We start from the raw sequence: 24,411 nt of genomic DNA on the forward strand, positions 1-24,411 counted from the left end.
GCAACGTGACGGTCAGCAGTCTCTTCGGCATCGACACCGACGGCCACGGGGACCGACCGGTGGCCGACGAGCTGCTCTCCGTGGAATCGGTCGAGGTTTCCTACGGGCCGATTCGGGCCCTCTACGGCATCTCCCTGTCGGTTGGGTCCGGTGAGACGGTGGCGCTCATCGGTCCCAACGGGGCCGGAAAGACCAGCCTGCTGCACGCCATCATCGGGCTGCACCCTCCGAGTGGAGGCCGAGTCCGCTGGCGGGGGCGGGACATCACCGGGCTGGCCCCCCAGCAGCGGGTTCGCCTGGGCATCGCCCTGGTACCCGAGCATCGCCGGATCCTGACCACCATGACGGTCGAGGAGAACCTGCTGATGGGGGCCTGCTTCCTGCCCCGCCGACTGCGGCGCATCCGGGCCGACGAGCTGATCGAACGGTTCGACGTGCTGGGTCGCAAGCGCTCGCAACGAGCGGGGGTGCTGTCGGGCGGCGAGGCCCAGCAGTTGGCCATCGCTCGGGCCCTGATGGCGTCGCCGGAGCTGCTCTTGATGGACGAGCCCACGCTGGGGCTGGCCCCCATGATGGCCACCCGGGTTTTCGAGCTCATCGGTGAGCTGAAGCGCAGCGGCATGACGTTGATGGTGGTCGAGCAAAACGCCCGGCGGGCCCTGGCCGCCGCCGACTCGGCCTGCATCATCCGCACCGGGCGGATCGCCGACCGGGGACCGGCCCGGCACTTCGCCGCCCGGGACGATCTGTTCGAGTCGTTTCTGGGCACCGACCCGGCGAACCCCGTCGAAAGGCCGTTGCCGTGACGGAACTGGTCCAGCAGTTGGTGGACGGGTTGGGCCGGGGCGGCGAGTACGCCCTGATCGCCTTGGGTGTGGGCCTCATCTTCGGGGTCATGCGCATGGTGAACTTCGCCCACGGGGAGCTGATCACCGTGAGCGCCTACGTGGCCTACGGCCTCACCCTCACCGGCGCATCCTGGTGGATGCTGGCACCGGCCATCGTCGTCTGCGCCGTCGGGGCGTCGGTGCTGGTGGAGTTCGTGGCCTTCCGTTGGGTGCGTTCCAGCAGCGACTTCACCATGTTGTTGACCTCCTTCGGCGTCCACTTCGTGGTGCAGGCCGCGTTCGTGATGTTCGTGTCGGCCTCATCGAGGCAGTTCCCCCGACCCGGCTGGATCACCGCCACCGTGTCGGTGGGCGGCGTCCGCCTGGAGGTGATCGACCTGGCCACCATTGCGGCGGCGGGGGCCGGCTTGTGGTTCACGGTCTGGCTGTTGCAGCGCACCGTGTACGGCATGGCCATCCGGGCCGCGGCCGAGGACTTCGACACCGCCCGGCTGCTGGGCGTGCGCTCCAACCTGGTGATCCGGGCGGCGTTCGCCCTCGCCGGATTGCTGGCCGGGATCGCCGCGGTGTTCCTGTTGATGAGAACCGGGCGGGCCGCCCCGTCGGCCGGTCTCATTCCCATGCTGAAAGGGGTGCTGGCCGCCCTCATCGGCGGGCTGGGCCGCCTGCAGGGGGCGGTGATCGGAGGCCTCCTGCTGGGCCTGGCCGAAATCCTGCTGGTGACCCACTTGCCCGACAGCGCCGACGGCATGGTGAACGCAGTGATCTTCGTGTCGGTGGCCGTCCTGTTCATCTTCCGACCCTCGGGCCTCTTGACGGTCGGATCATCGACCCGACCATGAACACGGCTCTTGGCCCCGCCGGTGGGCGAGTCGGGTGGCCCGGGACGCCTCCGGGGACGGGGCGAGCGGGGCAGGCCCTGGTCGATTTGGTCGGCGCCGCGGTGTTGTTCGCCGCGGTGGCCGGCCTGGGATTCGCCTACACCGCGGGCGGAGGTGCCGCCCGGGACACGCTGTTCACCACGCTGCTGATCAACGCCACGGTGGTGGTGGGCATGCAGGTGTTCATCGGAAACACCGGAGTCCTGTCGTTCGGACACGTGGGCTTCGGCGCAGTGGCGGGCTACGCCTTTGCCGTCTTGGCGGTGGACGTGGAGTGGAAACAGCGGCTGATCGGCGACGCCCCGTTCGGAGCGTCCGAAGCCTCGCTCCCCGTCGACGCGGCCATCGCCGTGGCGGTGACAATAGCCCTGGTGGTGGCCTTCGTGGTCGGCCTGGGCATGATCCGGTCGGGCACCTCCACCGGAGACATCGCCGCCACCGTGATCACCCTGGCCGTGCTGTTCGCCGCCTACGAGGTGGCCATCAACTGGACGCAGTTGACCGGTGGCAATCGCGGCGGGATCAGCTTCCGTCCGGGCACGGCCATGGCCGGCCGCTCCCACGCCTACGCCGGTTTCGGCCTGGCGCTGGTGGTGGCCCTCCTCTACCGATCATCCCGCTTCGGTCGGCTGGCCCGAGCCGGTCGGGAAGACGATCTGGCCGCCCGGGCGCTGGGCGTCAATCCGGCTCGCCACCAAATGGCCGCCCTCATGGCTTCCGTGGCGCTGGTGGCGGTGGGCGCATGCTTGCGGGTCTGGCTCACCGGCACCGTGTCCCCGGAGCGGTTCTTCGTCGACTACACCCTGTTGACGCTGACCATGCTGGTGGTGGGGGGACGCAACAGCGTGACCGGCGCGGTGGTGGGCACCGTGGTGGTGACCGCGCTCATGGAGGGCACCCGAACCCTGTCGGGGCCCGACGTGGACCCCGGCCCCTTCGACGTGGTGATCCGGCCGGGCCTCACCGACATCTGCCTGGGCCTGGCCATGGTGGGATTCATGATCCTGCGGCCCAACGGGTTGCTGCACGACCGGGAGATCACCGACCTGTTGCGCCGGTTCAACGGGAATCGGGCCCAGGGCCGATCCCCGTCCACCGGCGACCCGACCGGACCGGCGGTGAGCCCGCTGCCGGGCAGCGCCGGCCAGGATCGGCTGGAGATGGTCGACGTCACCTACAAGATCGACGAGCTGGTGGTGTTGTCCGATGCCCACCTGGCGGTGGCCAGAGGCGAGATATGCGGCCTCATCGGGCCCAACGGCGCGGGCAAGACCACCATGGTGAACGTCATGAGCGGCTTGGTGCCCACCGCGGCGGGCCGCACGGCGGTGGGCGGGCGGCCGATGGACCACCTGGCCCCTTACCGGCGGTCCCGAGCCGGGCTGTCCCGCACCTTCCAGAACCTCCGCCTGTTCGGGGACCTGACCGTCCGGGAGAACGTGGAGGTCGTCGCCTTGGCCCACGGCGCCTCGGCCGCCCAGGCCCGGCTTCTGGCCGCCGAGATGCTCGAGCTGAATCAGCTCGGCCACGTGGCCGGTACCAGGGCCCGGAGTCTCGACTACGGCTCGTCCAAGCGGCTCGAACTGGCCCGGGCGGCGGTTTCGCGCCCCCGCTTCTTGCTGCTCGACGAGCCGACGTCGGGCTTCTCGGAGGCGGAATCCCAGCAGATGGTGGGACAGATTCGAGCCATCGCCACCCGGATCGGCTGTGGGGTGGTGATCATCGACCACGACCTGGCCTTCATCACCGCCATTTGCGATCGGGTGTACTGCCTGGACCAAGGAACGATCATCGCCCAGGGAACGGTGGCCGAGATCCGGACGAACCCCGCAGTGCGAGCGGCCTACACCGGCGACGGGTGGTGACCACCCAATCCCGTCAACCGAGCCCTCGTGGGGAACTCAGGGGGCTTCGGGGCGCAGGGTGGGGAAGAGGATCACCTCGCGGATGCTGGGGGCGTCGGCCAACAGCATGGCCAGGCGGTCCATGCCGATGCCCAGGCCGCCGGTGGGGGGCAGCCCGAACTCCAGCGCCCGCAGGTAATCGGCGTCCACCGCCATGGCCTCGGCGTCGCCCGCCTCCTTGTCGGCCGCCTGCTGCTCGAAGCGTTGGCGCTGCTCGTCGGGATCGGTGAGTTCGCTGAAGGCGTTGGCCAACTCCCGCCCGGCCACGATGGCCTCGAAGCGCTCCACCCAGCCGGGGCGCTCCCGGTGTTCCCGGGCCAGGGGCGACACCTCTTGGGGGTAGTCGCACACGAACACCGGCCCCCACAGCTCGGCCTCGGTGGTCTTCTCGTACAGCTCCAAAATGAGCTTGCCCGGCCCCCACCGGTCCTCCACCGGAATCTCCCGGGCGGCGCAGTGCGCCCGCAACTCGGCCACCGGGGTGTCAAGGTCCACCTCCAGGCCGCTGTGCTCGGCCAATAGATCGGTGAGCCGGGCCCGGCGCCACGGGGGGGTCACGTCCAGTTGGCGCCCGCCGTAGGTGAAGGTGGTGTCGCCCTTGAGGGTCACGGCCAGATGGGCCACCAGTTGCTCCACCAGTTCCATGATGTCGCCGTAGTCGGCGTAGGCCCAGTAGAGCTCCAGCATGGTGAACTCGGGATTGTGCCGGGTGGACAGGCCCTCGTTGCGGAACACCCGGGCGATCTCGTACACCCGCTCCAGGCCGCCCACCACCAGCCGCTTCAGGTACAGCTCGGGGGCGATTCGCAGATACAGCTCCATGTCCAGGGCGTTGTGGTGGGTGGCGAAGGGGCGGGCCAGGGCGCCGCCGGGTACCGGGTGGAACACGGGGGTCTCCACCTCGATGAACCCCCGGTCCTCCAGCCACCGGCGGGTCCGGGCCATCATCTCCGACCGCAACCGGAACGTCTCCCGGGCCTCCTCGGTCACCCACAGGTCGACGTAGCGTTGGCGAAATCGGGTGTCGGGGTCGCTCAACCCGTGCCACTTGTCGGGGAAGCTCCGCCGGGCCTCGGCCAGGAGCACCCACTGTTCCACCCTCACCGAGAGCTCCCCGGTGCGGGTCTTCATCACCTCGCCGGTGACCCCCACCCAGTCCCCCAGCGACAAGGCGCAGAACCCCTCGTGGTCGGGGGTGACCTTGGCCGGGGCGAACAGTTGGATGCGACCGGTGGCGTCCTGCAGGGTGGCGAAGGCCAGCCGCCCCTGGACCCGCCGGAGCATGATGCGACCGGCCACCACCACCTTTTGGCCGGTCTCGGTGCCCGGTTCGATGTCGCCGTGGCGTTGGCGGCAGTCGGCGGCGGTGGCGGTGGTCTCGAAGCGGTAGGGAGGGGTCACCGCTCGTCTCGTTGGTTGCGCTGGTGGACCAGCCACAGCCCGTGCAGGGTCAGGTAGGGCTCGGTGTACTGGATGGTCTCCGACAGCGGGGCGATCAGATGGGCCAGGCCGCCGGTGGCCACCACCACGACCTCGCCGTCGAGCACGGCCGAGAAGCGGCCCACCATGCCGTCGATCTGGGCCACGAAGCCGTAGATCACCCCCGACTGGATCGACTCCATGGTGGTCTTGCCGATCACGCTGCGGGGCTCGGTGAGCGCCACCGGCCCCAAGGCGGCCGCCCGACCGACCATGGCGTCCAGGCTGACCTCGATGCCCGGTCCGATGGCCCCGCCCAGGAACTGACCGTCCTCGGAGATCACGTCGAAGTTGTTGGTGGTGCCGAAGTCCACCACCACGGCGGGACCCCCGTAGAGGTGGTGGGCCGCCACCGCGTTGGCGATGCGGTCGGCGCCCACCTCCCGGGGGTTGTCGTAGAGGATGGGGATGCCGCTGCGGGTGCCGGGCTCGATCACCACCGGCTCGAACTCCAGATAGCGCTCCACCATCATCCGCACGCTCTCGCGGACTCGGGGCACCCCCGAGCACACCGCCACCCCGGTCAGCTCGGCCTCCATGTCCACCCCCACGCTGTCCAGCAGGCTGCGCAGCAGCACGGCCACCTCGTCGGGGGTGCGCTCGTGGACGGTGGTGAGCCGCCAGTGCTCGATCAGCCCGTCGGCGGCCCGACAATCCTCGACGCGCTCGGCCTCGTACAGTCCGACCACCGTTTGGGTGTTACCGATGTCGAGCGCCAGCAGCATGTGAACTCCCGATGGGCTTCAATCGCGGCTCGGGGCGATTGAAGCCGTGCGGGGAGCTTCGTCCACGTCGAGGGCGATGTCCAACGCCGGGGCCGAGTTGGTGAGGCGGCCCACCGACACGTAGTGGACGCCGGTGGCGGCGTACTCGGCCACCGTTTCCGGGGTGATCCCCCCGCTCACCTCCAGCAGGCAGTCGTGCCCGGCGGTTCGGGCCACACAGGCCCGCACCTGTTCGGGCGTCATGTTGTCGAGCAACAGGGCGTCGGCGCCGGCGGCCAGGGCGTCGTCCACCTGGTCGATGCGGTCGCACTCCACGTAGACCGGGCGGTCGGGCCAACGCTGTCGGGCGGCGGCCACCCCGTCGGCAATGGTCATGTCGGCCAGGTGGTTGTCCTTGAACATGACCCAGTCGGAGAGCCCCATGCGGTGGTTGTGGCCGCCCCCGGCCCGCACCGCCGCCTTCTCCAGGAGCCGCAAACCGGGGGTGGTCTTGCGGGTGTCGCGGATGCGGGCCCCGGCGGGCCCCGCCGCCGCGGCTGCGGCCACGTACCGGGCCACCTCGGTGGCGATCCCCGACAGGTGGCTCAGGAAGTTGAGGGCGCTGCGCTCGGCGGTGAGCACCGAGGCCTGGGGCCCCCGAACGGTGGCCAGCGTTTGGCCGGCCGCCACCGGGTCGCCGTCGTTGGCCTGCCACGACACCGACACCGCCGGGTCCACCTGGGCGAACACCTCGGTGGCGCACGCCCGCCCCGCCAGCTTGCCTGCGGCTCGGGCCACGATCCTGGCCGTCATGGTGGCCGGTGGCAACAGCAACGACGTGAGGTCGCCCGGGTGGCCCACGTCCTCGGCCAACGCCAGTTCCACCGCGGCATGTACGGCCGAGGCCGGTGGATCCACGCTGGACCTCACCCCGTCGGCGTAGGGGTCACGCTCGGGGGGAGTGGTCGAAACGGGCTCAGGCCGGGTCACCGTCGACCCCCAGGTTGTCGATCAGGCGGGCCCGCCCCAGGCGGGCGGCCACCAGCAGGCGCAGCTCGCCGGCCAGCACCTCGGGGCGGGCCAGCGTGGTGGCGTCCACTACCGCGGTGTAGTCGGCGGTGGCCAGGGGCTCGGCGGCCACCACCGCGGCCATGGCCGCCTCCACCTCGTCGGGATCCCGGCTTCCCGCGGTCACCACGTCTCGCCCGGCCTGCAGCGAACGCCACAGGACCGTGGCCGCCGGTCGCTCCTCAGGGGTGAGGTACACGTTTCGGCTGGACAGGGCCAGCCCGTCGGGGGCCCGCAGGGTGGGGCACCCCACCACCTCCACCGGCAGCGACAAGTCGGCGGTCATCCGCCGGACGATGGCAAGCTGCTGGTAGTCCTTCTCCCCGAAGTACGCCCGACCCGGCCCCAGCATGGAGAACAGTTTGGCCACCACGGTGGTGACCCCGTCGAAGTGGGTGGGCCGGTACCGGCCCTCCAGGATCGAGTTGAGTCCCTGGACCACCACCGAGGTGATCGGGGCCTGCGGGTACATCTCCTCGGTGGACGGGGCGAACACCAGATCGGCCCCAGCGGCGGCGCACAGCTCCCGGTCCCGGTCCAGGTCCCGGGGATAAGTGCCGTAGTCCTCCCCCTCGGCGAACTGCAGGGGGTTCACGAAGATGCTCACCACCGTCACGTCGTTGTCGGCGGCCGAACAGGCCACCAGCGACTGATGCCCCTCGTGCAGATACCCCATGGTGGGCACCAGGCCCACCGATCCGCCGGCCCGCCGCACTCCCTCGACGTGCTGCCACAATTCGGCCGCCCGCTCCACCACTGCGATGTCGGTCCCGCCGGTCATCGACCCGCCCCGGGGCGCTCGCAGGGCGTGGTCACGATCCCGCCTCCAGGCCCCGAGCCACCAGCTCTTGCCAGTCCCCCAGCCGCCGGACCCCGTCGTGATCACCGGCCCAGCCGCCGGCCAGGTCGGGGGCCAGCTCGGCCAGCGGCACCATCACGAACGCCCGCTCGAACATGCGGGGATGGGGCACCTCAAGGTCGGGCTCGTCCACCGTCTCCCCGTCCACCCAGAGCACATCCACGTCCAGGGTACGGGGACCCCACCGCACCTCCCGCACTCGCCCGGCGTCGGCCTCCAGGGCCTGGCCCTGCGCCAACAACTCCCGGGCCGACCGCCGGGTGTCCAACTCGACCACCACGTTGAGGTACCGACCCTGATCGGGACCCCCCACCGGGTCGGTCTCGTACACCCCCGAGACGGCCACGGCGTCCTCGATGGCGGCCACCGCGGTCACCAGATGACCCAGCCGGTCGCCCAAATTGGTTCCCAGACCCAAGAACGCCCTGGTCATACCGCCGGCCCCCGGTGCCGGTGCGGGGCTCGGCCGGCCGCGGCGGCGCCCGCCCGGTCAGCCACGGTGACGGGTGATGCGGACACCGCTGGCGGCCAGCGGGTGGGGCACGGGAGGCCGCAGCTTGCGCACCTCCACCGCCACCCAGCCCGCGCGCCGGTCGGCGGCCAAGCAGGCCTCGGCCACCCGCTGGGCCATGGCCTCCATCAAGGTGAACTGCTCGCCGGTGGCCGCGGCCACGATGGCGTCGCCCACTCTCCCGTAGTCCACCGTGTCGCCCAATTCGTCGGAGCGACCGGCCGGGGCCAGATCCACCCCGATGTCCACATCCAGTTCGAAGGGCTGCACCCGGTCCCGCTCCTCGAGGAGCGCCCCGCACAGGGCCATGACCCGAAGGCCCCGCAGCACCAGGCGATCCCCGGTGGTCACCGGTTCCTCCCCGGCCCGGCCCGCGCGGCGGTGCTCAGTCATCTCCGGACGGGCCGCTGTCAGCCTTCTCGGGGTCTTCCACCAACCGGAGTCGAGCCTTCGGTTTGGGCAGTCCGGCGGAGATGTTCACCATGTGACGCCCCAGCGCCCCGAACGGACGTTCGGTCATCTTCTCGGTCACCACCACGGCCTGCGACTCGGTGGCCACCATGCCCGACCACAGCAGATAGCCGGCCATGAACCCGCACACCTCGTCGCCCACCCGCCGTCGGTGGACCAACAGCTTCTCACCTTGGCTCAACAGCCCGTGCATCTCGGTGTACAGCGGTCCCAGGCGGGTGGGGTAGTCCTCGTTGTCGGCCAGGGGCCAGTGGCTCCAGGCCACATTCTGTTCGGTGTAGCTGTGCAGGTTGTGGGTGGAGGGGATCAGCGACACGATTCGGGTGAAGCCCTGCTCGCGAATCCACAGGATCTCCTCGGTGCGCCGAACCCGGCGATGGCTCTCCCCTCGGCCACCGGGTCGCTCGCAGATGGCCAATCGGCCCTTCATGATCCAGCGGAAGTTCCTCGGGCAAATGCCCTCCGCCCACTTGCCCTTCACGCCGCCACCACCTTCATTGCCCCCACGGTGGCGGCCACGTCGTGAGCCCGGACCACGGCCGCTCCTTGGGAAAACGCCCAGGCGGCCGCGGCCAGCGAACCCTCCAACCGATCGGAGGTGGGCACCTCGTCGCCCTCGGAGCCATTCCCGCGGCCGTCGCTGCGGGCGTGCAGTTCCCCGATGAAGCGTTTGCGACTGGCCCCCACCACCACCGGGGCGCTCAGGCCGGTGAGCCGTCGCAGGTTGGCCAGCAGTTCCAGGTTGTGCTCGGTGGTCTTGCCGAAACCGATGCCGGGGTCGATCCACACGTCGGGCACCCCGGCGGCCCGGGCCCGCTCGAGTGCCGCAGCCAGGTGTTGGCTCACGTCGGCCACCACGTCGGCGTAGTGGGGGGCGATCTGCATGGTGGCGGGGGTGCCCTGTCGGTGTACTGCGATCCAGGTCACCCCCAACTCGGCAGCCACCTCGTGCAGCGATGCCGACACGTCGTTGATGACATCGGCCCCGGCGCCCACTGCGGCGCGGGCCACCTCGGGCTTGGTGGTGTCGATGGAGACCCGGCCGTGGGGCGACAGGCCGGCCACCACGTCCACCACCCGGGCCAGTTCCTCCTCCACCGACACCGGGGAGGCACCCGGTCGGGTGGACTCGCCGCCCACATCCACCACGGCCGCCCCCTCCTCGAAGAGTTGAAGGCCTCGGGCCACGGCAGCGTCGGGGGTCGGGTAGCGGTTGCCGTCGGAGAAGGAGTCGGGAGTGGCGTTGACGATGCCCATGACCATCGGTCGTGTCATGGCTGACTCCACCGTCTCACCGTACCGCCGCCGACGCGGGCCGCCCTAGCGGTGGGCCGCCAATTCGACGGAGGCCGCGGTCATCGGCGGTCGATGAACCGCATCGCTTCGGCACGGGTGGCGATGTCGGTGCGGAACAGGCCCCGCACCGCTGAGGTCACCGTGTTGGACCCCGGTTTGCGGATGCCCCGCATCGACATGCACAAGTGCTCGGCCTCCACCACCACCAGCACGCCCCGGGGGTTGAGGGCCGTCTCCACCGCGTCGGCGATCTGGGTGGTGAGCCGCTCCTGCACCTGGGGCATCCGGGCATACCCCTCCACCACCCGGGCCAGCTTGGACAGCCCGGTGATGCAGCCGTCCTGGTTGGGGATGTAGCCCACGTGGGCCTTGCCCAGAAACGGGATGAGGTGGTGCTCGCACAGCGAGTAGAGGGGGATGTCGCGCACCAGGATCATCTCGTCGTGGTCGGCCTCGAACTGGCGGGTCAGATGGGCGGTGGGATCCTGGTGCAGTCCTTCGCAGATCTCGGCGTACATGCGGGCCACCCGGGCCGGGGTGTCCAACAGGCCGTCGCGACTCGGATCCTCGCCGATGGCGACCAGAATCTCCCGGACGGCGGCCTCGATCCGAGGCTGATCCACGGCACCATTGCTTGCATCGGTCATCGGCCGCGAACGGTAGTGCTCCGCCGGCCCTTGTGGGCATTCGTCGGGCTCCGGGGCGGTGGTCAGCCGCTAACGTGGCGATTTCATGGTTGGGCGACCGGCGCTGGACGGGGTTCGGGTGGTGGATCTGAGCCACGGCATCGCCGGCGGCTACGCCACCAAGCTGCTGGCCGACGCCGGGGCCGACGTGATGAAGGTGGAATTGCCCGCCGGTGATCCGCTGCGGGGCCATTCGGCGTCGTTCTCGCCCGTGGGCGACGGTGGCCCGTTGTTCTCGTTCCTGAACACCACCAAGCGGGGGGTGGTGCTGGACTACCGCACCGAGGCCGGGCGCGACCGGCTGTTGGACCTGTACGCCACCGCCGAACTGGTGGTGGAGCGGTCCGAGCCCGGCGGGCTGGAGTCCCTGGGTTTGGGGTGGGAGGCGCTGGCCGACCGGCGGCCCGACGCCACCATGGTGTCGGTGTCCAACTTCGGCCGGGGAGGACCGTGGAGCCGTCGTCCGGCCAACGAGTTCACCCTCATGGCCATCGCCGGATCGACCGCCACCCGGGGACGGCCGGGGCGGATCCCGTTCAACGCCGGGGGCCGCATCGGGGAGTGGATGGGCGGGGTGACCGCCGCGGTGGCCGCCACCGCGGCCCTGCGCCGGGCCCGGCGCACCGGACGGGGCGATCACGTGGACCTGTCGCTCTTGGAGACCATCACCCCCACCTGCACCAACGTGCAAACCCTGTGGCGGTCGTTCACCGGTGAGTACGACACCCGAGCCCTGCCGGAAGTGCCGTCGATCGAACCCACCTTGGACGGCTTCGTGGGGTTCTGCGTGTTCACCGGCCAGCAGTGGCACGACTTCACTGTCCTGGTGGGCCACCCCGAGTGGGCCGACGACCCCCAACTGTCCACCATGGGTGGGCGCATCGCCGCCGGGGCGTCCATCGCCGAGGCCATCCGGGAATGGACCTCGGCCCGCACCACCGCCGAGGTTGTCGAGCAGGCCGTGCTGTTGCGCATACCGGTGGCCCCCATCGGCAACGGGGCCAATCTGCCCGACCTCGACCAGTTCGCCCAGCGAGGGGTGTACGTGTCCCACCCCGGAGGTGGGTTCATCCAGCCCCGGGTGCCCTACGCCAACCTGTCCCACCCGTCGGTGCCGTTCCGACCCGCCCCCCGACTGGGCCAACACAACGTCGAGGTGCTGGATGAGACGACCTCCGGCCCGAGGCCCCGGACCCAACCGCCCCCACCAACCCACGAGCCGACCGACTCGCCCGACGCCCGGCGTGAGCCCCCCGATCCGGACGCCTCGCCCGACGCCTTTCCCCTCGACGGGGTCCGGGTGCTGGACATGACCGCCTTTTGGGCCGGCCCCTACGCCGGTCTGGTGCTGGCCACCCTGGGGGCCGACGTGATCCACGTCGAATCGGTGCAGCGGCCCGACGGGATGCGCTTCGGCTCCGTCCGCACCCCGGCCGACGATCTGTGGTGGGAGTTCGGCCCCACCTTCCACCACGCCAACGTGGGCAAGCGGTCGGTGACCCTGGACCTGACCCGACCCGAGGGCATGGCCCTGCTGCACCGCCTCATGGCCGTCTCCGACGGGCTGGTGGAGAACTTCTCCCCTCGGGTGATCGACCAGTTCGGGCTGGACTGGGACACCGTCCACCGGCTGAACCCCCGGCTGGTGATGGTGCGGATGCCCGCTTTCGGCCTCGACGGGCCGTGGCGCGACCGGGTGGGCTTTGCCCAGACCATGGAGCAGGTGAGCGGCATGTGCTGGCTGAGCGGGTACGCAGACACCGCCCCCCAACTGGCCCGAGGCCCGTCCGACCCGTTGGCCGGTCTGCACGCCGCCTACGCCTTCATCTGCGGCCTGCACGCCCGCCAACGCACCGGCCAGGGCAGCTTCGTGGAGGCCACCATGGTGGAGACCGCCCTGAACGCAGCCGCCGAACAGGTGGTGGAGTACTCCGCCACCGGCCACCTCATGACCCGAGACACCAACCATCACCCCGACGCCTGCCCCCAAGGGGTGTACCCCTGCGCCGACGGTGAGCACGTAGCCCTGTCGGTGGAGACCACCCGGCACTGGCAGGGGTTGTTGGACGCGGTGCCCGAGCTGGGGCTGGAGGCGCTGTCGGCCTCGGCGGCCTTGGTTGATCGGTTCGCCGCCCGCCACGCCCTCGACGAGCGTCTGGGCCGCTGGTGCGCCGAGCAGTCGTCCACCGAGGTGGTGGATCGCCTCATCTCGTTCGGCGTGCCCGCCGCGGTGTTGGAGATCAGCCGGGGCGGGGACCGCAATCCCCAGGTCAACGCCCGCGGCTTCTACGAGGCGGTGGACCATCCGCTGGCGGGTACCCATCGCCTGCCCGCCCTGCCGATGCGCTTCGGTCGCCAACCCGAGCGCTGGTTCTCCCGTCCCGCCCCCCTCCTGGGCGAGCACAACGCCGAGGTGTTGGGCGGGCTGCTCGGCTTGGACGACGACGAACTGGCCCGCCTGGAGACCGACCAGATCATCGGCACCCGCCCGGTGTTCGCCCCCCGGACCCCGGCCACCTGAGCGGCCTCGGCGCCCCGTCGACAACTCCCCGACATCAGCCCGCAGGCCGACCCCTAGACTGGCGGCAGATGACGACCATCGAATCCCCCCGCGGCTATCAGCTCTCCGACCGCTACACCAAGGACCGGGGCACCGTCTTTCTCACCGGTATCCAGGCCATGGCCCGGCTGCCCCTGGTGCAGCTCCGGGCCGACCGGGAGGCCGGCTTGAACACGGCGGCTTTTGCCGCCGGTTATCCCGGCTCACCCCTGGGGGGTCTCGACGCCGCCCTCGCCCGAGCGGCCAGGGATGCGCCCGAGCTGCCGGTGGTGTTGCGCCCGTCGGTCAACGAGGAGTACGCCGCCACCGCGGTGATGGGCAGCCAATTCGCGGGCTCCCGCCCCGATGCCCGCTATGACGGGGTGGTCGGGTTCTGGTACGGCAAGGCACCGGGGGTGGATCGGGCGTCCGACGCCATCCGCCACGGGGTGTTCGCCGGAGCCCACCCTGTGGGCGGGGCCGTCCTGTTGGTGGGCGACGACCCCAACGCCAAGTCCTCCACCCTGCCGTCCACCTCGGCGGGCGTGCTGGCCGACCTGCAGATCCCGGTGCTGTACCCCGGCGACCCGGCCGACACCCTGGAGCTGGGCCGCCACGCGGTGGCCATGAGCCGGACCACCGGGTTGTGGGTGGGCCTCAAGATCGTGGCCAACGTGGCCGACGGATCGGCCAACGTGGCCCTCGACCCCGAGCCGCTCTCGCCGGTGATCCCGCTGCTGGACGGTGTCCCCTACCACCACCAGCCCGACCATCGCCTGCTCACCCCCTACACCCTGGACATCGAACGGGAGATCGTGGAGGTCCGCACCGGTCTGGCCCTGGAGTACGCCGCCCTCAACCGGCTCAACCGGGTCACGGTGGACTCGCCCGACGCCTGGATCGGGATCATCTCCTCGGGCATCACCTACTGGGAGGTGCGGGAGGCCCTGTCCATCATGGGGCTGCGCAACGACGCCGACATCGCCGACGCCGGCATCCGGATGTTGCGCATGGGGATGCCGGTGCCGTTCAACCCGTCGACCATCCGGGAGTTCGCCGTCGGCCTCGAGGAGATCCTGGTCATCGAGGAGAAGACCCCCAACGTGGAGCTGCTGGTCAAAGACGCCCTCTACAACGCCCCCCACCGGCCGCTGGTGGTGGGCGAGTTCGACGAGCACGATCACCGGCTGGTCAGCAGCAGCGGCGCCCTCCACGCCGACGACCTCCTCAAACCGTTGCGCCAACGCCTGGTGCGCCTGCAGGACCGGCTCCTCCCGCCGGCGCCCACCCGCGAACGCATCCCGCTGTCGGTCAACCGCAAGCCCTACTTCTGCTCGGGGTGCCCCCACAATCGCAGCACGGTCACCGACCCCGACACCCTGGTGGGAGCGGGCATCGGCTGTCACACCATGATCCTGTTGGGCGGCGAGGAGCGCTACGGCGACATCACCGGGCTCACCTGCATGGGCAGCGAGGGCACCCAGTGGATCGGCCTCTCCCCCTTTGTCGACACCCCGCACCTGGTGCAGAACCTGGGCGACGGCACCTACTTCCACTCTGGGCAACTGGCGGTCACCGCCGCGGTGGCCGCCGGGGTCAACATCACCTACAAGCTGTTGTGGAACGGGGCGGTGGCCATGACCGGGGGCCAGGATCCCGCCGGGGGGATCCCGCTCGACCGGGTGTGCCGGGTGCTGTTGGCCCAAGGGGTGGCCCGCATCGTGATCACCTCCGACGACCCGGCCCGCACCCGCCGCCTGGACCTGCCCCGCCCGGTGGAGGTGCGGGACCGCACCGAGCTGGCCGACGTGCAACGGGAGCTGGCCGCGGTGTCCGGGGTCACCATGTTGATCCACGACCAGCGGTGTGCCGCCGAGCTGCGCCGGGATCGCAAGCGGGGCCGCATCGAGGACGCCCCCACCCGGGTGGCCATCAACCACCGGGTGTGCGAGGGCTGCGGACACTGCGCGGAGATCTCCAACTGCCTGTCGGTGCAGCCCATCGACACCCCGTTCGGGCGCAAGACCACCATCGACCAGGACAGTTGCAACATCGACCTGTCGTGCCTGGAGGGGGATTGCCCGGCCTTCGTCACCGTGACCCGGCCGACCGTCACCCGTTGGCGACGGGCCCTGCGGACCGCGGGGCGTGCGGGGTCGAGCGGGCTCGCTCGGGTGGGGGGACGACGCTCCCGTGAGGCCAACGGGGCGGGGGCTCTGTCCGCCGGAGCGGGGCCCCCTTCCGGAGTTGCCGTGCCCCCCGACTCGCTGCCCGCCTTGCCGGTGATGCTGGAAGGCGAGTGCAACGTACACATCACCGGCATCGGCGGCACCGGGGTGGTCACCACCTGCCAGCTCATCGGCACCGCGGCCATGATCGACGGGGCCAACGTGACCGGACTGGACCAGATCGGGCTGTCGCAGAAGGCCGGTCCGGTGGTGAGCGACATCCGCATCAAGTACGGGGCCAAATCGGGCAGCAACCGGCTGAGCGACAATCAGGCCGATCTACTGCTGGCCTTCGACCTGCTGGTGGCCGCCTCGCCGGTGGGCCTCAACGCCGCCCATCCCGAGCGCACCTCGGTGGTGGGGTCGCTGGACGTGACCCCGCCGGGAGAGAAGACCGCCCATCCCGAAATCGCGATGCCCACCGCCGAGGAGCTGTTGGATCGTGTCCGGGCGGAAACCCGGCCCGACGCCCAGCACTGGGCCGGGGCCACCGACCTGTCCGAGGCGCTGGTGGGCGACGCCGTGGGAGCCAACGTGTTCGTGGTGGGCATGGCCATCCAGGCCGGGTTGCTGCCCATCGCCCCCGAAGCGGTGGAGGTGGCCATCGAACTCAACGGGGTGGCCGTGGAGATGAACCGGTCCGCCTTCCGTTGGGGTCGGTGGTGGGTCATCGACCCGGCCCTGGTGGAGGCCGCCGCCGCAGCCCAAGCGAGCCGCAACCCGGAGACCGCCGCAGCCGAGGCCGAACCCGACTCCGATGAGACGTCGGGCCCTCCCGCGGGGTTGGCCCCCGATCTGGCCGAGCGGATCGTCGACATCGCCGAGGAGAACGAGGTGTTGGCCGACAGCCTGGCGTTGTACGCCGCCGAGCTGGTGGGGTTCCAGAACCAGGCGCTGGCCCAGCGGTACCTGGACCAGGTGGAGGAGTTCGCCGCCGTCGAACGCCGAGTCAACCCCGGCTCGGCCGCGCTCACCACTGCGGTGGCCGCCGGTCTGTTCAAGCTCACCGCCTACAAGGACGAGTACGAGGTGGCCCGCTTGCTGCTCGACGGTGACGGCCACGCCCCGGTGGCCGACCTGGCCCAACCGGGCGACCGGGTGGCCTGGCGGCTCCACCCACCGGCGCTGCGGGCGCTGGGCTTCAAGAACAAGATCGCCCTGCACGCAGGCCGCTGGCGACCGGTCATGGTGCTCCTGGCCAAGGGCAAGAAGCTGCGGGGCACCCCGTTCGACCCCTTCGGCCGGGCCCACGTGCGCCGGGTGGAGCGGGCCCTGCCGGACGAGTATCTGGCCGCCCTCCGCACGGCCACCGCCCCGGCCACCACCCCCGACGGCCTCGCCCCCGCCCTGGCCATCGCCGAGGCCGCCGACCTCGTCCGCGGCTACGAAACCATCAAAATCGCCAACGTCAAGAAATTCCGCACCCACCTCACCCAGAATCTCCCCTGACCAATGTCCGATCCCCCGCCCTCGCCGAGCCTTGGCGAAGAAATCCGAGCGAGCCTCGAGTTGGCCGGTCTCCTCGCCGAGGCCAGCGCGGACCTACCAGAGCCGCCTGACCATACTGAAGTTGAAGCGGCCCGCAAGCGTGCTGGCCACGGCCTCAGCCTCTCGGAACATGTGCGCGCCAATCGACGCTGACGCCACCGAAGCGATGCGGCAGCAACGCCGTGAGGCGATGCTCGGGCTGATCGCGTCCTGGGAAGCTGAGGAAGGCCCCATCGACCAGGAGCACCTGGAGTGGGCCGACGCCGTACTCGACCGCCAAGGAGTCGCTCGTCAGGTTGGCTGAGGGTCAGACTTGGGCGTCGCGGGGGTCCCAGCGTTCGCGGGCTTTGTCGCCGATTCGGTTGAGGGCGAACACAGTGAGGAACATCACGATGCCGGGCACGAACACGATGTGGGGGTGCTCCTGGAACCGTTCGAAACCGCCGCGGATCATGTTGCCCCACGTGGGCTCGGGCGGCTGGATGCCCACGTTGAGGAACGACAGCGAGGCCTCGGCCACGATCAGCACGGCGGTCACCAAGAAGGCGTAGGACACCAGCGGCAGGGCCACGTTGGGCGTCAACTCCCGGAAGATCACCCGGCGATTGCCCGAGCCCATGGCCTGGGCGGCCAGCACGAACTCCCGCTGCGCGAACGTCAACGTGTTGGCCCGGGCCAGGCGGATATAGGTGGGAACACCCAACAGGGACAGCTCCAGGGCCATGGTCCACTGGTTCTGGTCGAAAATGGTGGCCACCGCCACCAGTAGGATGAGCGGGGGGAAGGCCAGCATGGAATCGGCCAGAATGCCCACCCCCGAATCCAGCCACCCGCGGAAGTAGCCCGCGGCCACGCCGATGATCCCACCGATGAGCAAACCGATGGCCACCGCCCCCAGGCTGATGATGAGCGATGTGCGCGCCCCCCACATCACCCCGCCCAGGATGTCGAGCGCCTGACCGTTGGTTCCCAGCGGGTGACGGGAGAACAAATCGGGGCGCTGTCGAAGGCCCTCGTCGAAGGTGTTCATAACCAACTTGGATTCCGGCAGGGGCAGCCAGGCAACCGTGATGGCCGACAATGCGATCATCACCAGCCAAATGCCCGACAGCCACGCCGAGAGGTCGAAGCCCGCCCCCCAGCGACGCTGGCACAGGGCGTCCAACCCGAAGTAGGCCCCCACGACGCCGGCCAACACCAACAGCACCCGGATCTCCGCGGTGGTATCGGTGAGCATCGCGGTGCCCACCCAGATGAGGGCCACGCCGACCAGCAGAAATGGCGCCAGCCAGAACGAGCGGGGCTGCGCGCTGCGAGCCCTGATCTCGGGCTCGACCGCCGACGCCTCCGCCACCGGCACGGGGGGGTCAGACACGGCCCCGCCTGATTCGGGGATCCAGATACTGGTAGGAGATATCGATGGCCGCGTTCAACAGCACGTAGGCCACGGCAAAGACCAGCACTCCCCCCTGCACGATGGTGTAGTTCTTGGGCAGTACCCCGAAGGCCACAATCAGCTTGCCGAGGCCGTCCAGGCCGAAGATGGTCTCGATGATGACCGTGCCCCCGATGAGCCGGCCAAGGGTGATGCCCGCGATGGTGATGAGCGAAAACGAAGATGGCCGCAGCGCATCCCGAAACAGGATGCGCCACGTGGGCATCCCCTTGGCCCGGGACGACAGCACGAACTGCTCCTGCAGCGTCGACAGCATGTCGGCCCGCAGCAGGCGTGTGAAAACCGCGATCTCGGTGATGGCCAGGGTGAGCGCGGGCAGGAACAACGAGCGGATTTGCTCCCGCCACCCGTCGTCGTAGCGGTGCGATGCGGTCCGGGGGAAGTCGGGCCACTGGACGAAGACCCACAACAGGATCCCGGTCACCACCAGAGCGGCAACGGCGTACCCCACCCAGCCGGAGGCGTCGGAGCGGTCTTCCCACCATCGAGCCGCCGCCAAGTACAGCAGGCGCACCGCCACCAGCCCGACGACCACCAGCCATATCCACCGGGGAACCGACTGTCGGAACACGAAGAAGAAGATGAACAACAACCCGGCCAGAAACGGGGGAATCGAGATGAAGCCGAACATCGTTCCGCTCACCAGGCGGTCGGCCCGCTTCCCCGAGGAGTGCGCCGACCACACCCCCAAGAAGACGGAGATGACCAGGGACATGCCCAAGGCCATGGCTGCCAACCGAATGGTGGGACCGGCGTTGGTTCGCAACAGTTCGGCGACCGGCTGATGGGGGGGCCGCAGCGAATCCCCCAAGTCCCCGGTCACCGCCCCGCTCAGCCAATCGGAGTAACGCTCGGTGATGGGCTTGTCGAGGCCCAGCGCCTTGCGCACCGCCTCCAGATCCTCCAGGGTGGCCTCAGTTCCGAGGGACGCCGCCGCCGGGTCGCCGGGGATCAGGTCGACCATGAAGAAGGTGGCCAGGGAAACGAGGAAGAGCACCGGCACGAGCCGGACCAGCTTCAAGCCGATCGCTCGCAACACGGTGCTCTTCCTCCTCGAGAGCCTGGTGACTCAGGGCTGGGTGCCGTTGGGCTCAGTTCTCCATGTAGGCGTTGCCGAACAGGAACAGCGTGGTCATGGAGCGCTGCACCCCCTTGATGTTCGGGTCCAGCGCCAGTCCTTCCTCGCTCACCCACGTGATCATGGTGGGCAAGATGTCCTTCCACACGCACTGGACACCGGCCAGCGCCGCCCGCCGATCCTCCAGGGAATCGGCCCGGTAGAGCTGCTCCAGGGCGGCGTCCATGTCGGGGTTGCGCAACCCGATCCGGTTGGATCGGCTCTGGGAGTGGAAGTTCTGGTTCAGCGACGAGACCCACACGGCGCCGTCGTTGTTGAGGCCCCAGCCCGCCAACTCGAAGCTGGCCTGCACGATCACCCGGGGAATCAGCACCGTCGTGATGCCGCCGTACTCGGCGGTCACGTCGAAGCCGACCCGCTCCAGCATGCCTTCCACGGCCTGACCGATGGCCGGGGAGGGATCCTGATCGGTGAACACCATGAGCAGCGAGCCGTCCCAGCCGGTCTCGGCCTTGACCTCCTCGACAATGGCGGCCGCCGCGTCGGGGTCGTAGGCCGGTTCTTGGTCAGCACACTCCTGAAGTTCGGGGGACCACATCAGGGTGCCCTCGTGGGCCAAAGCGTTGGTCATGATGCCGTCGCCCTCGAAGCCGCGTTCGTTGATCACCTGGCGGTCGATGGCGTGGTGGATGGCCCGGCGAATCCGCAGGTCGGCGCCGATCACGTCGACCGGTACCATCTCCCCATCCTCGTTGGGCCGGATGACCCCGTTGTTGATGAGGAACACCCCGCCACCGTTCTGGATTTCCGTGTTCAGCACGGCACCGGCCTCGCGGGCATCGGCGAACACCCGGGGATCACGCAAGAAGGCGGCGTTGAAGTCACCGGCCTGGAACGACTCCCAGTTGGCGGTGGAGCTGCCGGGGAAGGTGAACTCGATTTCCTCGATGCACACCGGGCCGCCCCAGTAGTTGTCCCGGGCCCGCAGCACGGTGCGCACGTTGGGCTCCACCTCGGCCACCTCGTAGGGACCGTAGCTGGCCGCGTTGATCAACTCGGGAGAAACCGCCATCCGGTTCCGCACCAGACGCTCGGCGCTGGTTTCGTCGGTGGCGTTGGCCGCCTCTTCCTCCAGCAGTTGGTTGATCACCCGGGGGTTGACGATCATGCCCGCTTCGTCGCCCAGCACCAGCGGGAAGGTGGACCAAGGCTGGATCAGGCGGAAGACGACGGTGTTGTCGTCGACCACCTCGGTGGCCTCGAAGTCAATGAGGCGCAACGACCCCTCAATGGTGTTGTTGACCCCGTTGCCCCGGCCGTCCAGGAAGCGCGTCATAGAGTCGACCACGTCCTGGGCCACCAGGGTGTCGCCGTTACCGAAGGTGACGCCCGAGGGGATCACCAGGGTCCACTCGGTGAAGTCGTCGTTGGGGGTCATCGACTCGGCCACGTGGGGGTTGTACACGCCGGCGTCGGGGTCGAAGGTCATCATGATGTCCCACACGTTCACGAGCTGGGTGCCACCCACCAACGAGCCGCTGGAAGCCGTCGGATCCATGCTGGCGTTTTGCGAGTACACCGCGTAGTTGATCTTGGTGCCCGGCACCGTGGCCTCGCAGCCGCCGGCCAGCTCTTCCTCGGTGGGAACGGCGGGGGCCACGTCTTCGTCCTCTTCGATCGGGGCCGACACGCCACTTCCGCTGTCCCCGTCGTCACCGTCGTCATCCGACGGGGCGGGCTCGTCGTCTTCAGCCGGCGCGGGATCGGATCCACCGTCGTCGCCCCCCGACGGTGCGGCCGTGGCCTCCTCATCGGGACCGGCAACGGTCCCGCCGTCATCGTCGTTACTGCATGCCGCGGCCACCAGGCCAAAGGCCAGCAGCAACGCCAACAAGTGCATCAGCCGTGAACGCATGGTCATGTCCCCCTCATGGAAGTTGGTCCCGACACTGTAGGGAACCTGGCCCTGCCGGGCAACCGATGCAGTGGGTCGCGCTACGTGGCGTCGTAGGCCAGCGCGGCGGCAAAGTCGACGGTGCCCAGGTCGTGGAGGTGCCATCGGCTTGGCCGACACGGGGGGAATTGGGCGATTCCTCCGGTTGCGCCCCGGCGCAGGGCCTCGGGAATCTCCACGTTGGCGAGCCCCACCGAGGAGATGCCTGCTCCGTGGGCCTTGATCAACGCCTCTTTGAGGGTCCAAAGGCGGAAGAAACGGTGCTCACGGTCGTTCCGGTCGCCGCCCTCGAAGTCGGCTCGCTCGTCGGGGCTGGTGATGGCTCGAATCAGGCCGTCGAGGTTGCGGCGGGGGGCCCGGTCTGCGACGTCCACCCCCACCTGGCCGAAGGGGGCCACGGCAAACAGCCCATGGAGGCCGCTGTGGCTCAAATTGAAACTCGCAAACGCGGCGGACCCATCGACGGTGGCCAGTGGTTTGCCGTGCTCACCGGCGGCGAACCCCAGGCGGTCGTTGGCCACCTCCAAGTGGCGGCCCAGCTCGGCCCGCAGCGCGGCCCGGCACAGCACGAACCGCCGACGAGGACCGGGATGTCCGAAATCCCGGCACCGGAACCGCTCCTGGTCGTCGAGCCACGCCCACGCCTGGGCCTCGTGACCTTCATTCGGGGCCAGGTCGACGTGGCAGACGGCCACATCGTCCACGTGGCGAAAGGGCCGCCACCAGGCACCCGTCGCCAACGTCGCCGCCGACACCGCGCTAGAGCTTGGCCTGGCGGGGATCCCAGAGTTCTCGGGCCTTCTCACCCACCCGATTGAGAGCGAACACGGTGAGGAACATGGCAATGCCGGGGGCGAACACCAAGTGGGGGATGCGGTCGAAATCGTCCTGACCGGCGGCGATCATGTTGCCCCACGTGGGGTCGGGTCGCTGGATGCCGAGGCCCAGAAAACTCAGCGAGGCCTCGGCCACGATCAGCACGGCGATGATGATGAAGGCGTAGCTGAAGATGGGCAGGGCCACGTTGGGCACCAACTCCCTGAAGATGATGCGGCGGCGGGTCGATCCCATCGCCCTCGACGCCAGCACGAACTCCCGCTCGGCGAACACCATGGTGTTGACCCGAGCCAACCGGATGTAGGTGGGAATGCCCAACACGGCCAAGGCGATGGCCATGTTGCGGGGGCTGCGGTCCATCACGCTGGCCAGGGCCAACAACAAGATGAGCGGCGGAAAGGCCAACAGCGAATCGGTGAGCACACCGATGCCGGTGTCCAGCCGCCCCCGGAAGAACCCGGCCACCACGCCGATGGTGCCCCCCACCAAGATGCCGATGGCCACGGCCAACACGCTCACCTGCAACGACACCCGGGCCCCGTACACGATGCCGCCCAGCACGTCGAGGGCCTGGCGGTCGGTGCCCAGGGGATGGGCGGACAACAGATCGGGCCGCTGGAGCGTGAGGGTTCCGTCGAAGATGGTGGCCGAGGCGTCCTTGGCCTCCGATAGCGGTAGGAAGTCGGCCAAAGCCGCCGACAGGCCCACCACCACCACCCAGATCACCGAGAGCCACAAGCCGGTCTCGAACAGCGGCCCCCACTTCAGCTTGCCCGCACTGTCCAGCCCGATGAACAGCAACACCAGACCGCCCGCGGTCAGCACCACCCGGTAGCCCGCGTTCACGTCGTCCACCCACCGGTGGAGCCACATCAGGCCGATGAGCACGGCGGCCACCCCGCCGACCACACCGACCACCACCCGACGGAGGCGCTGGGCGCGACCCAACGGGTCCATCACCGCCCCGGCCACGTAGCCGTCATCGGGAACGAGCAGGGTGTCAGCGGGCACGGCGCAGCCTCGGATCCAGGTAGTTGTAGGAGATGTCGATGATGCCGTTCAGCGCCACGTAGAAGGTGGCCAGCACCAGCACGCCCCCCTGCACCACCGGGAAGTCCCCGGTGTTCACCCCATCGTTGACGATCAGGCTGCCCATACCCCGCAAGTTGAAGATGGACTCCACGATGACGGTGCCGCCGATCAGGCGACCGAAGGCCACCCCGGCCAGGGTGATGAGTGAGAACGACGACGGTCGCAGGGCGTCTCGGGCCAGAATGCGCACCGGGGGCATGCCCTTGGCCCGGGCCGACAGGATGTAGTCCTCCTGCAAAGTGGACTGCATGTCGGCTCGCAGCAGCCGCATGAACACCGCGATCTCGGTGAGGGCCACGGTGAGGGAGGGCAAGAACGAGTCCCGCAGGTTCTCCAGCACCCCTTCATCCGAGGTCAACCGGTCGAAGCCCTGGCGGTTGAACGACGGCCATTTGTTGGCCAGCCAGACCGTGAGTCCGGCCACCACCAGCGCGGCCGCCGCCTGCAGCAAGACTCGCCCTTCCCCCTCACTGCGCCTGCGCACCGCCCGGCCCAGCAGCCACAACGCCCAGGCCAGGCCCAACACCAGCACCCCGTAGCGGGGGATGCTGACGTGGAACACGAACAGGAATATCAACAGGAGGCCGGCCAGGAAGCTGGGAACGGAGATGATGGCGAAGGCCGAACCGCTACTGAATCGGTCGAACCGGGTGCCGGCCCGGTAAGCGGCCCACGAGCCCATGGGCACCGAGATGATGAGGGCCATCAGCATGCCGGTCAGGGCGATCTGGATGGTGACGGGAAACGATTGCTTGAGCAGGTCGGCCACGCCGAATCCGGCGCGGGTGATCGACTCTCCGAAGTCACCCTGGACGATGCCGCCCAACCAGTCGATGTAGCGGCTGGCCACATTCTGGTCCAGTCCCAGCTCGGTGCGAATGCGCTGGTAGTCCTCGGCGGTGCTCTCCATGCCGATGATGGCCAGCACTGGGTCGCCGGGCACCAGCTCGATGAGCAGGGACGTGGCCGCGCTCACGATGAACAGCACGGGCACGAGCCGAACCAGCTTCAGCCCGATGGTGCGCAGCACGT

21 protein-coding genes are annotated in these 24,411 nt (G+C 69.5%); 6 read left to right on the plus strand and 15 right to left on the minus strand.

What is annotated here, in order from left to right; translation table 11 throughout:
* The first annotated feature begins 5 nt into the window (after nucleotides 1-5).
* From ACOQPQ_RS08615 to ACOQPQ_RS08625, 3 genes are read left to right on the plus strand one after another with little or no spacing between them, the layout of a single operon-like run.
* Nucleotides 6-806 carry an ABC transporter ATP-binding protein gene (locus ACOQPQ_RS08615; protein ID WP_420639032.1) on the plus strand — a complete coding sequence of 267 codons (801 nt, stop codon included), beginning with the start codon at nucleotides 6-8 and terminating at the stop codon, nucleotides 804-806.
* A complete protein-coding gene (locus ACOQPQ_RS08620; RefSeq protein ID WP_420639033.1) occupies nucleotides 803-1,690 on the plus strand; it encodes a branched-chain amino acid ABC transporter permease in 888 nt (295 codons plus the stop codon). Before ACOQPQ_RS08615 ends, ACOQPQ_RS08620 begins: the two co-directional genes overlap by 4 nt.
* Complete coding sequence (locus ACOQPQ_RS08625) at nucleotides 1,687-3,594, plus strand: ATP-binding cassette domain-containing protein (RefSeq protein WP_420639034.1); 1,908 nt, start codon at nucleotides 1,687-1,689, stop codon at nucleotides 3,592-3,594. The genes ACOQPQ_RS08620 and ACOQPQ_RS08625 overlap by 4 nt, the downstream gene beginning before the upstream one ends.
* Before the next feature lie 36 nt (nucleotides 3,595-3,630).
* Here the strand turns inward: ACOQPQ_RS08625 and lysS are convergent, their stop codons facing one another.
* The 9 genes from lysS to folE form a co-directional block, all read right to left on the minus strand.
* Nucleotides 3,631-5,070, minus strand: a complete 1,440-nt coding sequence (gene lysS, locus ACOQPQ_RS08630) for a lysine--tRNA ligase (RefSeq protein WP_420639035.1) — start codon at nucleotides 5,068-5,070, stop codon at nucleotides 3,631-3,633.
* The gene (locus ACOQPQ_RS08635; RefSeq protein ID WP_420639036.1) at nucleotides 5,031-5,837 is read right to left on the minus strand and encodes a type III pantothenate kinase; all 807 of its coding nucleotides are present in this window, start codon (nucleotides 5,835-5,837) and stop codon (nucleotides 5,031-5,033) included. The genes lysS and ACOQPQ_RS08635 overlap by 40 nt, the downstream gene beginning before the upstream one ends.
* 18 nt (nucleotides 5,838-5,855) lie before the next feature.
* Complete coding sequence (nadC, locus tag ACOQPQ_RS08640) at nucleotides 5,856-6,806, minus strand: carboxylating nicotinate-nucleotide diphosphorylase (protein WP_420639037.1); 951 nt, start codon at nucleotides 6,804-6,806, stop codon at nucleotides 5,856-5,858.
* A complete protein-coding gene (gene panC / locus ACOQPQ_RS08645) occupies nucleotides 6,793-7,665 on the minus strand; it encodes a pantoate--beta-alanine ligase (protein ID WP_420639038.1) in 873 nt (290 codons plus the stop codon). Before panC ends, nadC begins: the two co-directional genes overlap by 14 nt.
* 31 nt (nucleotides 7,666-7,696) lie before the next feature.
* Nucleotides 7,697-8,176, minus strand: coding sequence for a 2-amino-4-hydroxy-6-hydroxymethyldihydropteridine diphosphokinase (gene folK, locus ACOQPQ_RS08650; protein WP_420639039.1), 480 nt, complete (start codon nucleotides 8,174-8,176; stop codon nucleotides 7,697-7,699).
* Between the two features lie 57 nt (nucleotides 8,177-8,233).
* The gene (folB, locus tag ACOQPQ_RS08655; RefSeq protein WP_420639040.1) at nucleotides 8,234-8,647 is read right to left on the minus strand and encodes a dihydroneopterin aldolase; all 414 of its coding nucleotides are present in this window, start codon (nucleotides 8,645-8,647) and stop codon (nucleotides 8,234-8,236) included.
* Nucleotides 8,640-9,206 carry a hypothetical protein gene (locus ACOQPQ_RS08660; RefSeq protein ID WP_420639041.1) on the minus strand — a complete coding sequence of 189 codons (567 nt, stop codon included), beginning with the start codon at nucleotides 9,204-9,206 and terminating at the stop codon, nucleotides 8,640-8,642. The genes folB and ACOQPQ_RS08660 overlap by 8 nt, the downstream gene beginning before the upstream one ends.
* Nucleotides 9,203-10,000 (minus strand): dihydropteroate synthase, encoded by a 798-nt coding sequence (folP, locus tag ACOQPQ_RS08665; RefSeq protein WP_420639042.1) that lies wholly within the window; start codon nucleotides 9,998-10,000, stop codon nucleotides 9,203-9,205. The genes ACOQPQ_RS08660 and folP overlap by 4 nt, the downstream gene beginning before the upstream one ends.
* Nucleotides 10,001-10,080: 80 nt before the next feature.
* A complete protein-coding gene (gene folE, locus ACOQPQ_RS08670) occupies nucleotides 10,081-10,668 on the minus strand; it encodes a GTP cyclohydrolase I FolE (protein ID WP_420639043.1) in 588 nt (195 codons plus the stop codon).
* A gap of 85 nt (nucleotides 10,669-10,753) precedes the next feature.
* Between folE and ACOQPQ_RS08675 the strand changes: the two genes are divergently transcribed.
* From ACOQPQ_RS08675 to ACOQPQ_RS08685, 3 genes are all read left to right on the plus strand, one after another.
* Nucleotides 10,754-13,228 (plus strand): CaiB/BaiF CoA transferase family protein, encoded by a 2,475-nt coding sequence (locus ACOQPQ_RS08675; protein WP_420639044.1) that lies wholly within the window; start codon nucleotides 10,754-10,756, stop codon nucleotides 13,226-13,228.
* A gap of 68 nt (nucleotides 13,229-13,296) precedes the next feature.
* The gene (locus tag ACOQPQ_RS08680) at nucleotides 13,297-16,923 is read left to right on the plus strand and encodes an indolepyruvate ferredoxin oxidoreductase family protein (protein WP_420639045.1); all 3,627 of its coding nucleotides are present in this window, start codon (nucleotides 13,297-13,299) and stop codon (nucleotides 16,921-16,923) included.
* A 169-nt stretch (nucleotides 16,924-17,092) separates the two neighbouring features.
* The gene (locus ACOQPQ_RS08685; RefSeq protein WP_420639046.1) at nucleotides 17,093-17,266 is read left to right on the plus strand and encodes a hypothetical protein; all 174 of its coding nucleotides are present in this window, start codon (nucleotides 17,093-17,095) and stop codon (nucleotides 17,264-17,266) included.
* A gap of 3 nt (nucleotides 17,267-17,269) precedes the next feature.
* Here ACOQPQ_RS08685 and ACOQPQ_RS08690 read toward each other — a convergent pair whose 3' ends face one another.
* The 6 genes from ACOQPQ_RS08690 to ACOQPQ_RS08715 form a co-directional block, all read right to left on the minus strand.
* Entirely contained in the window at nucleotides 17,270-18,337 is a 1,068-nt protein-coding gene (locus ACOQPQ_RS08690; protein ID WP_420639047.1) for an ABC transporter permease, read from the minus strand.
* Entirely contained in the window at nucleotides 18,330-19,457 is a 1,128-nt protein-coding gene (locus tag ACOQPQ_RS08695) for an ABC transporter permease (RefSeq protein WP_420639048.1), read from the minus strand. The genes ACOQPQ_RS08690 and ACOQPQ_RS08695 overlap by 8 nt, the downstream gene beginning before the upstream one ends.
* A gap of 52 nt (nucleotides 19,458-19,509) precedes the next feature.
* Entirely contained in the window at nucleotides 19,510-21,417 is a 1,908-nt protein-coding gene (locus ACOQPQ_RS08700) for an ABC transporter substrate-binding protein (RefSeq protein ID WP_420639049.1), read from the minus strand.
* A gap of 74 nt (nucleotides 21,418-21,491) precedes the next feature.
* Nucleotides 21,492-22,205: a 4'-phosphopantetheinyl transferase family protein gene (locus tag ACOQPQ_RS08705; protein ID WP_420639050.1), complete on the minus strand. Its 714-nt coding sequence runs from the start codon at nucleotides 22,203-22,205 to the stop codon at nucleotides 21,492-21,494.
* A gap of 4 nt (nucleotides 22,206-22,209) precedes the next feature.
* A complete protein-coding gene (locus ACOQPQ_RS08710; RefSeq protein ID WP_420639051.1) occupies nucleotides 22,210-23,298 on the minus strand; it encodes an ABC transporter permease in 1,089 nt (362 codons plus the stop codon).
* The gene (locus tag ACOQPQ_RS08715; protein WP_420639052.1) at nucleotides 23,288-24,409 is read right to left on the minus strand and encodes an ABC transporter permease; all 1,122 of its coding nucleotides are present in this window, start codon (nucleotides 24,407-24,409) and stop codon (nucleotides 23,288-23,290) included. The genes ACOQPQ_RS08710 and ACOQPQ_RS08715 overlap by 11 nt, the downstream gene beginning before the upstream one ends.
* Nucleotides 24,410-24,411: the final 2 nt, after the last annotated feature.

This window comes from Candidatus Poriferisocius sp. (assembly GCF_965219775.1).
GTDB lineage: Bacteria > Actinomycetota > Acidimicrobiia > Acidimicrobiales > Bin134 > Poriferisocius.

Bases quoted from the DNA above. Each gene is read 5' to 3' on its own strand.
- ACOQPQ_RS08635 (WP_420639036.1), bottom strand. From the start codon at position 5,837: ATGCTGCTGGCGCTCGACATCGGTAACACCCAAACGGTGGTCGGACTG.
- ACOQPQ_RS08685 (WP_420639046.1), top strand. From the start codon at position 17,093: ATGTGCGCGCCAATCGACGCTGACGCCACCGAAGCGATGCGGCAGCAA.
- panC (WP_420639038.1), bottom strand. From the start codon at position 7,665: ATGACCGGCGGGACCGACATCGCAGTGGTGGAGCGGGCGGCCGAATTG.
- folK (WP_420639039.1), bottom strand. From the start codon at position 8,176: ATGACCAGGGCGTTCTTGGGTCTGGGAACCAATTTGGGCGACCGGCTG.
- ACOQPQ_RS08700 (WP_420639049.1), bottom strand. From the start codon at position 21,417: ATGACCATGCGTTCACGGCTGATGCACTTGTTGGCGTTGCTGCTGGCC.
- folP (WP_420639042.1), bottom strand. From the start codon at position 10,000: ATGACACGACCGATGGTCATGGGCATCGTCAACGCCACTCCCGACTCC.
- folE (WP_420639043.1), bottom strand. From the start codon at position 10,668: ATGACCGATGCAAGCAATGGTGCCGTGGATCAGCCTCGGATCGAGGCC.
- folB (WP_420639040.1), bottom strand. From the start codon at position 8,647: ATGACTGAGCACCGCCGCGCGGGCCGGGCCGGGGAGGAACCGGTGACC.
- ACOQPQ_RS08680 (WP_420639045.1), top strand. From the start codon at position 13,297: ATGACGACCATCGAATCCCCCCGCGGCTATCAGCTCTCCGACCGCTAC.
- ACOQPQ_RS08675 (WP_420639044.1), top strand. From the start codon at position 10,754: ATGGTTGGGCGACCGGCGCTGGACGGGGTTCGGGTGGTGGATCTGAGC.
- ACOQPQ_RS08625 (WP_420639034.1), top strand. From the start codon at position 1,687: ATGAACACGGCTCTTGGCCCCGCCGGTGGGCGAGTCGGGTGGCCCGGG.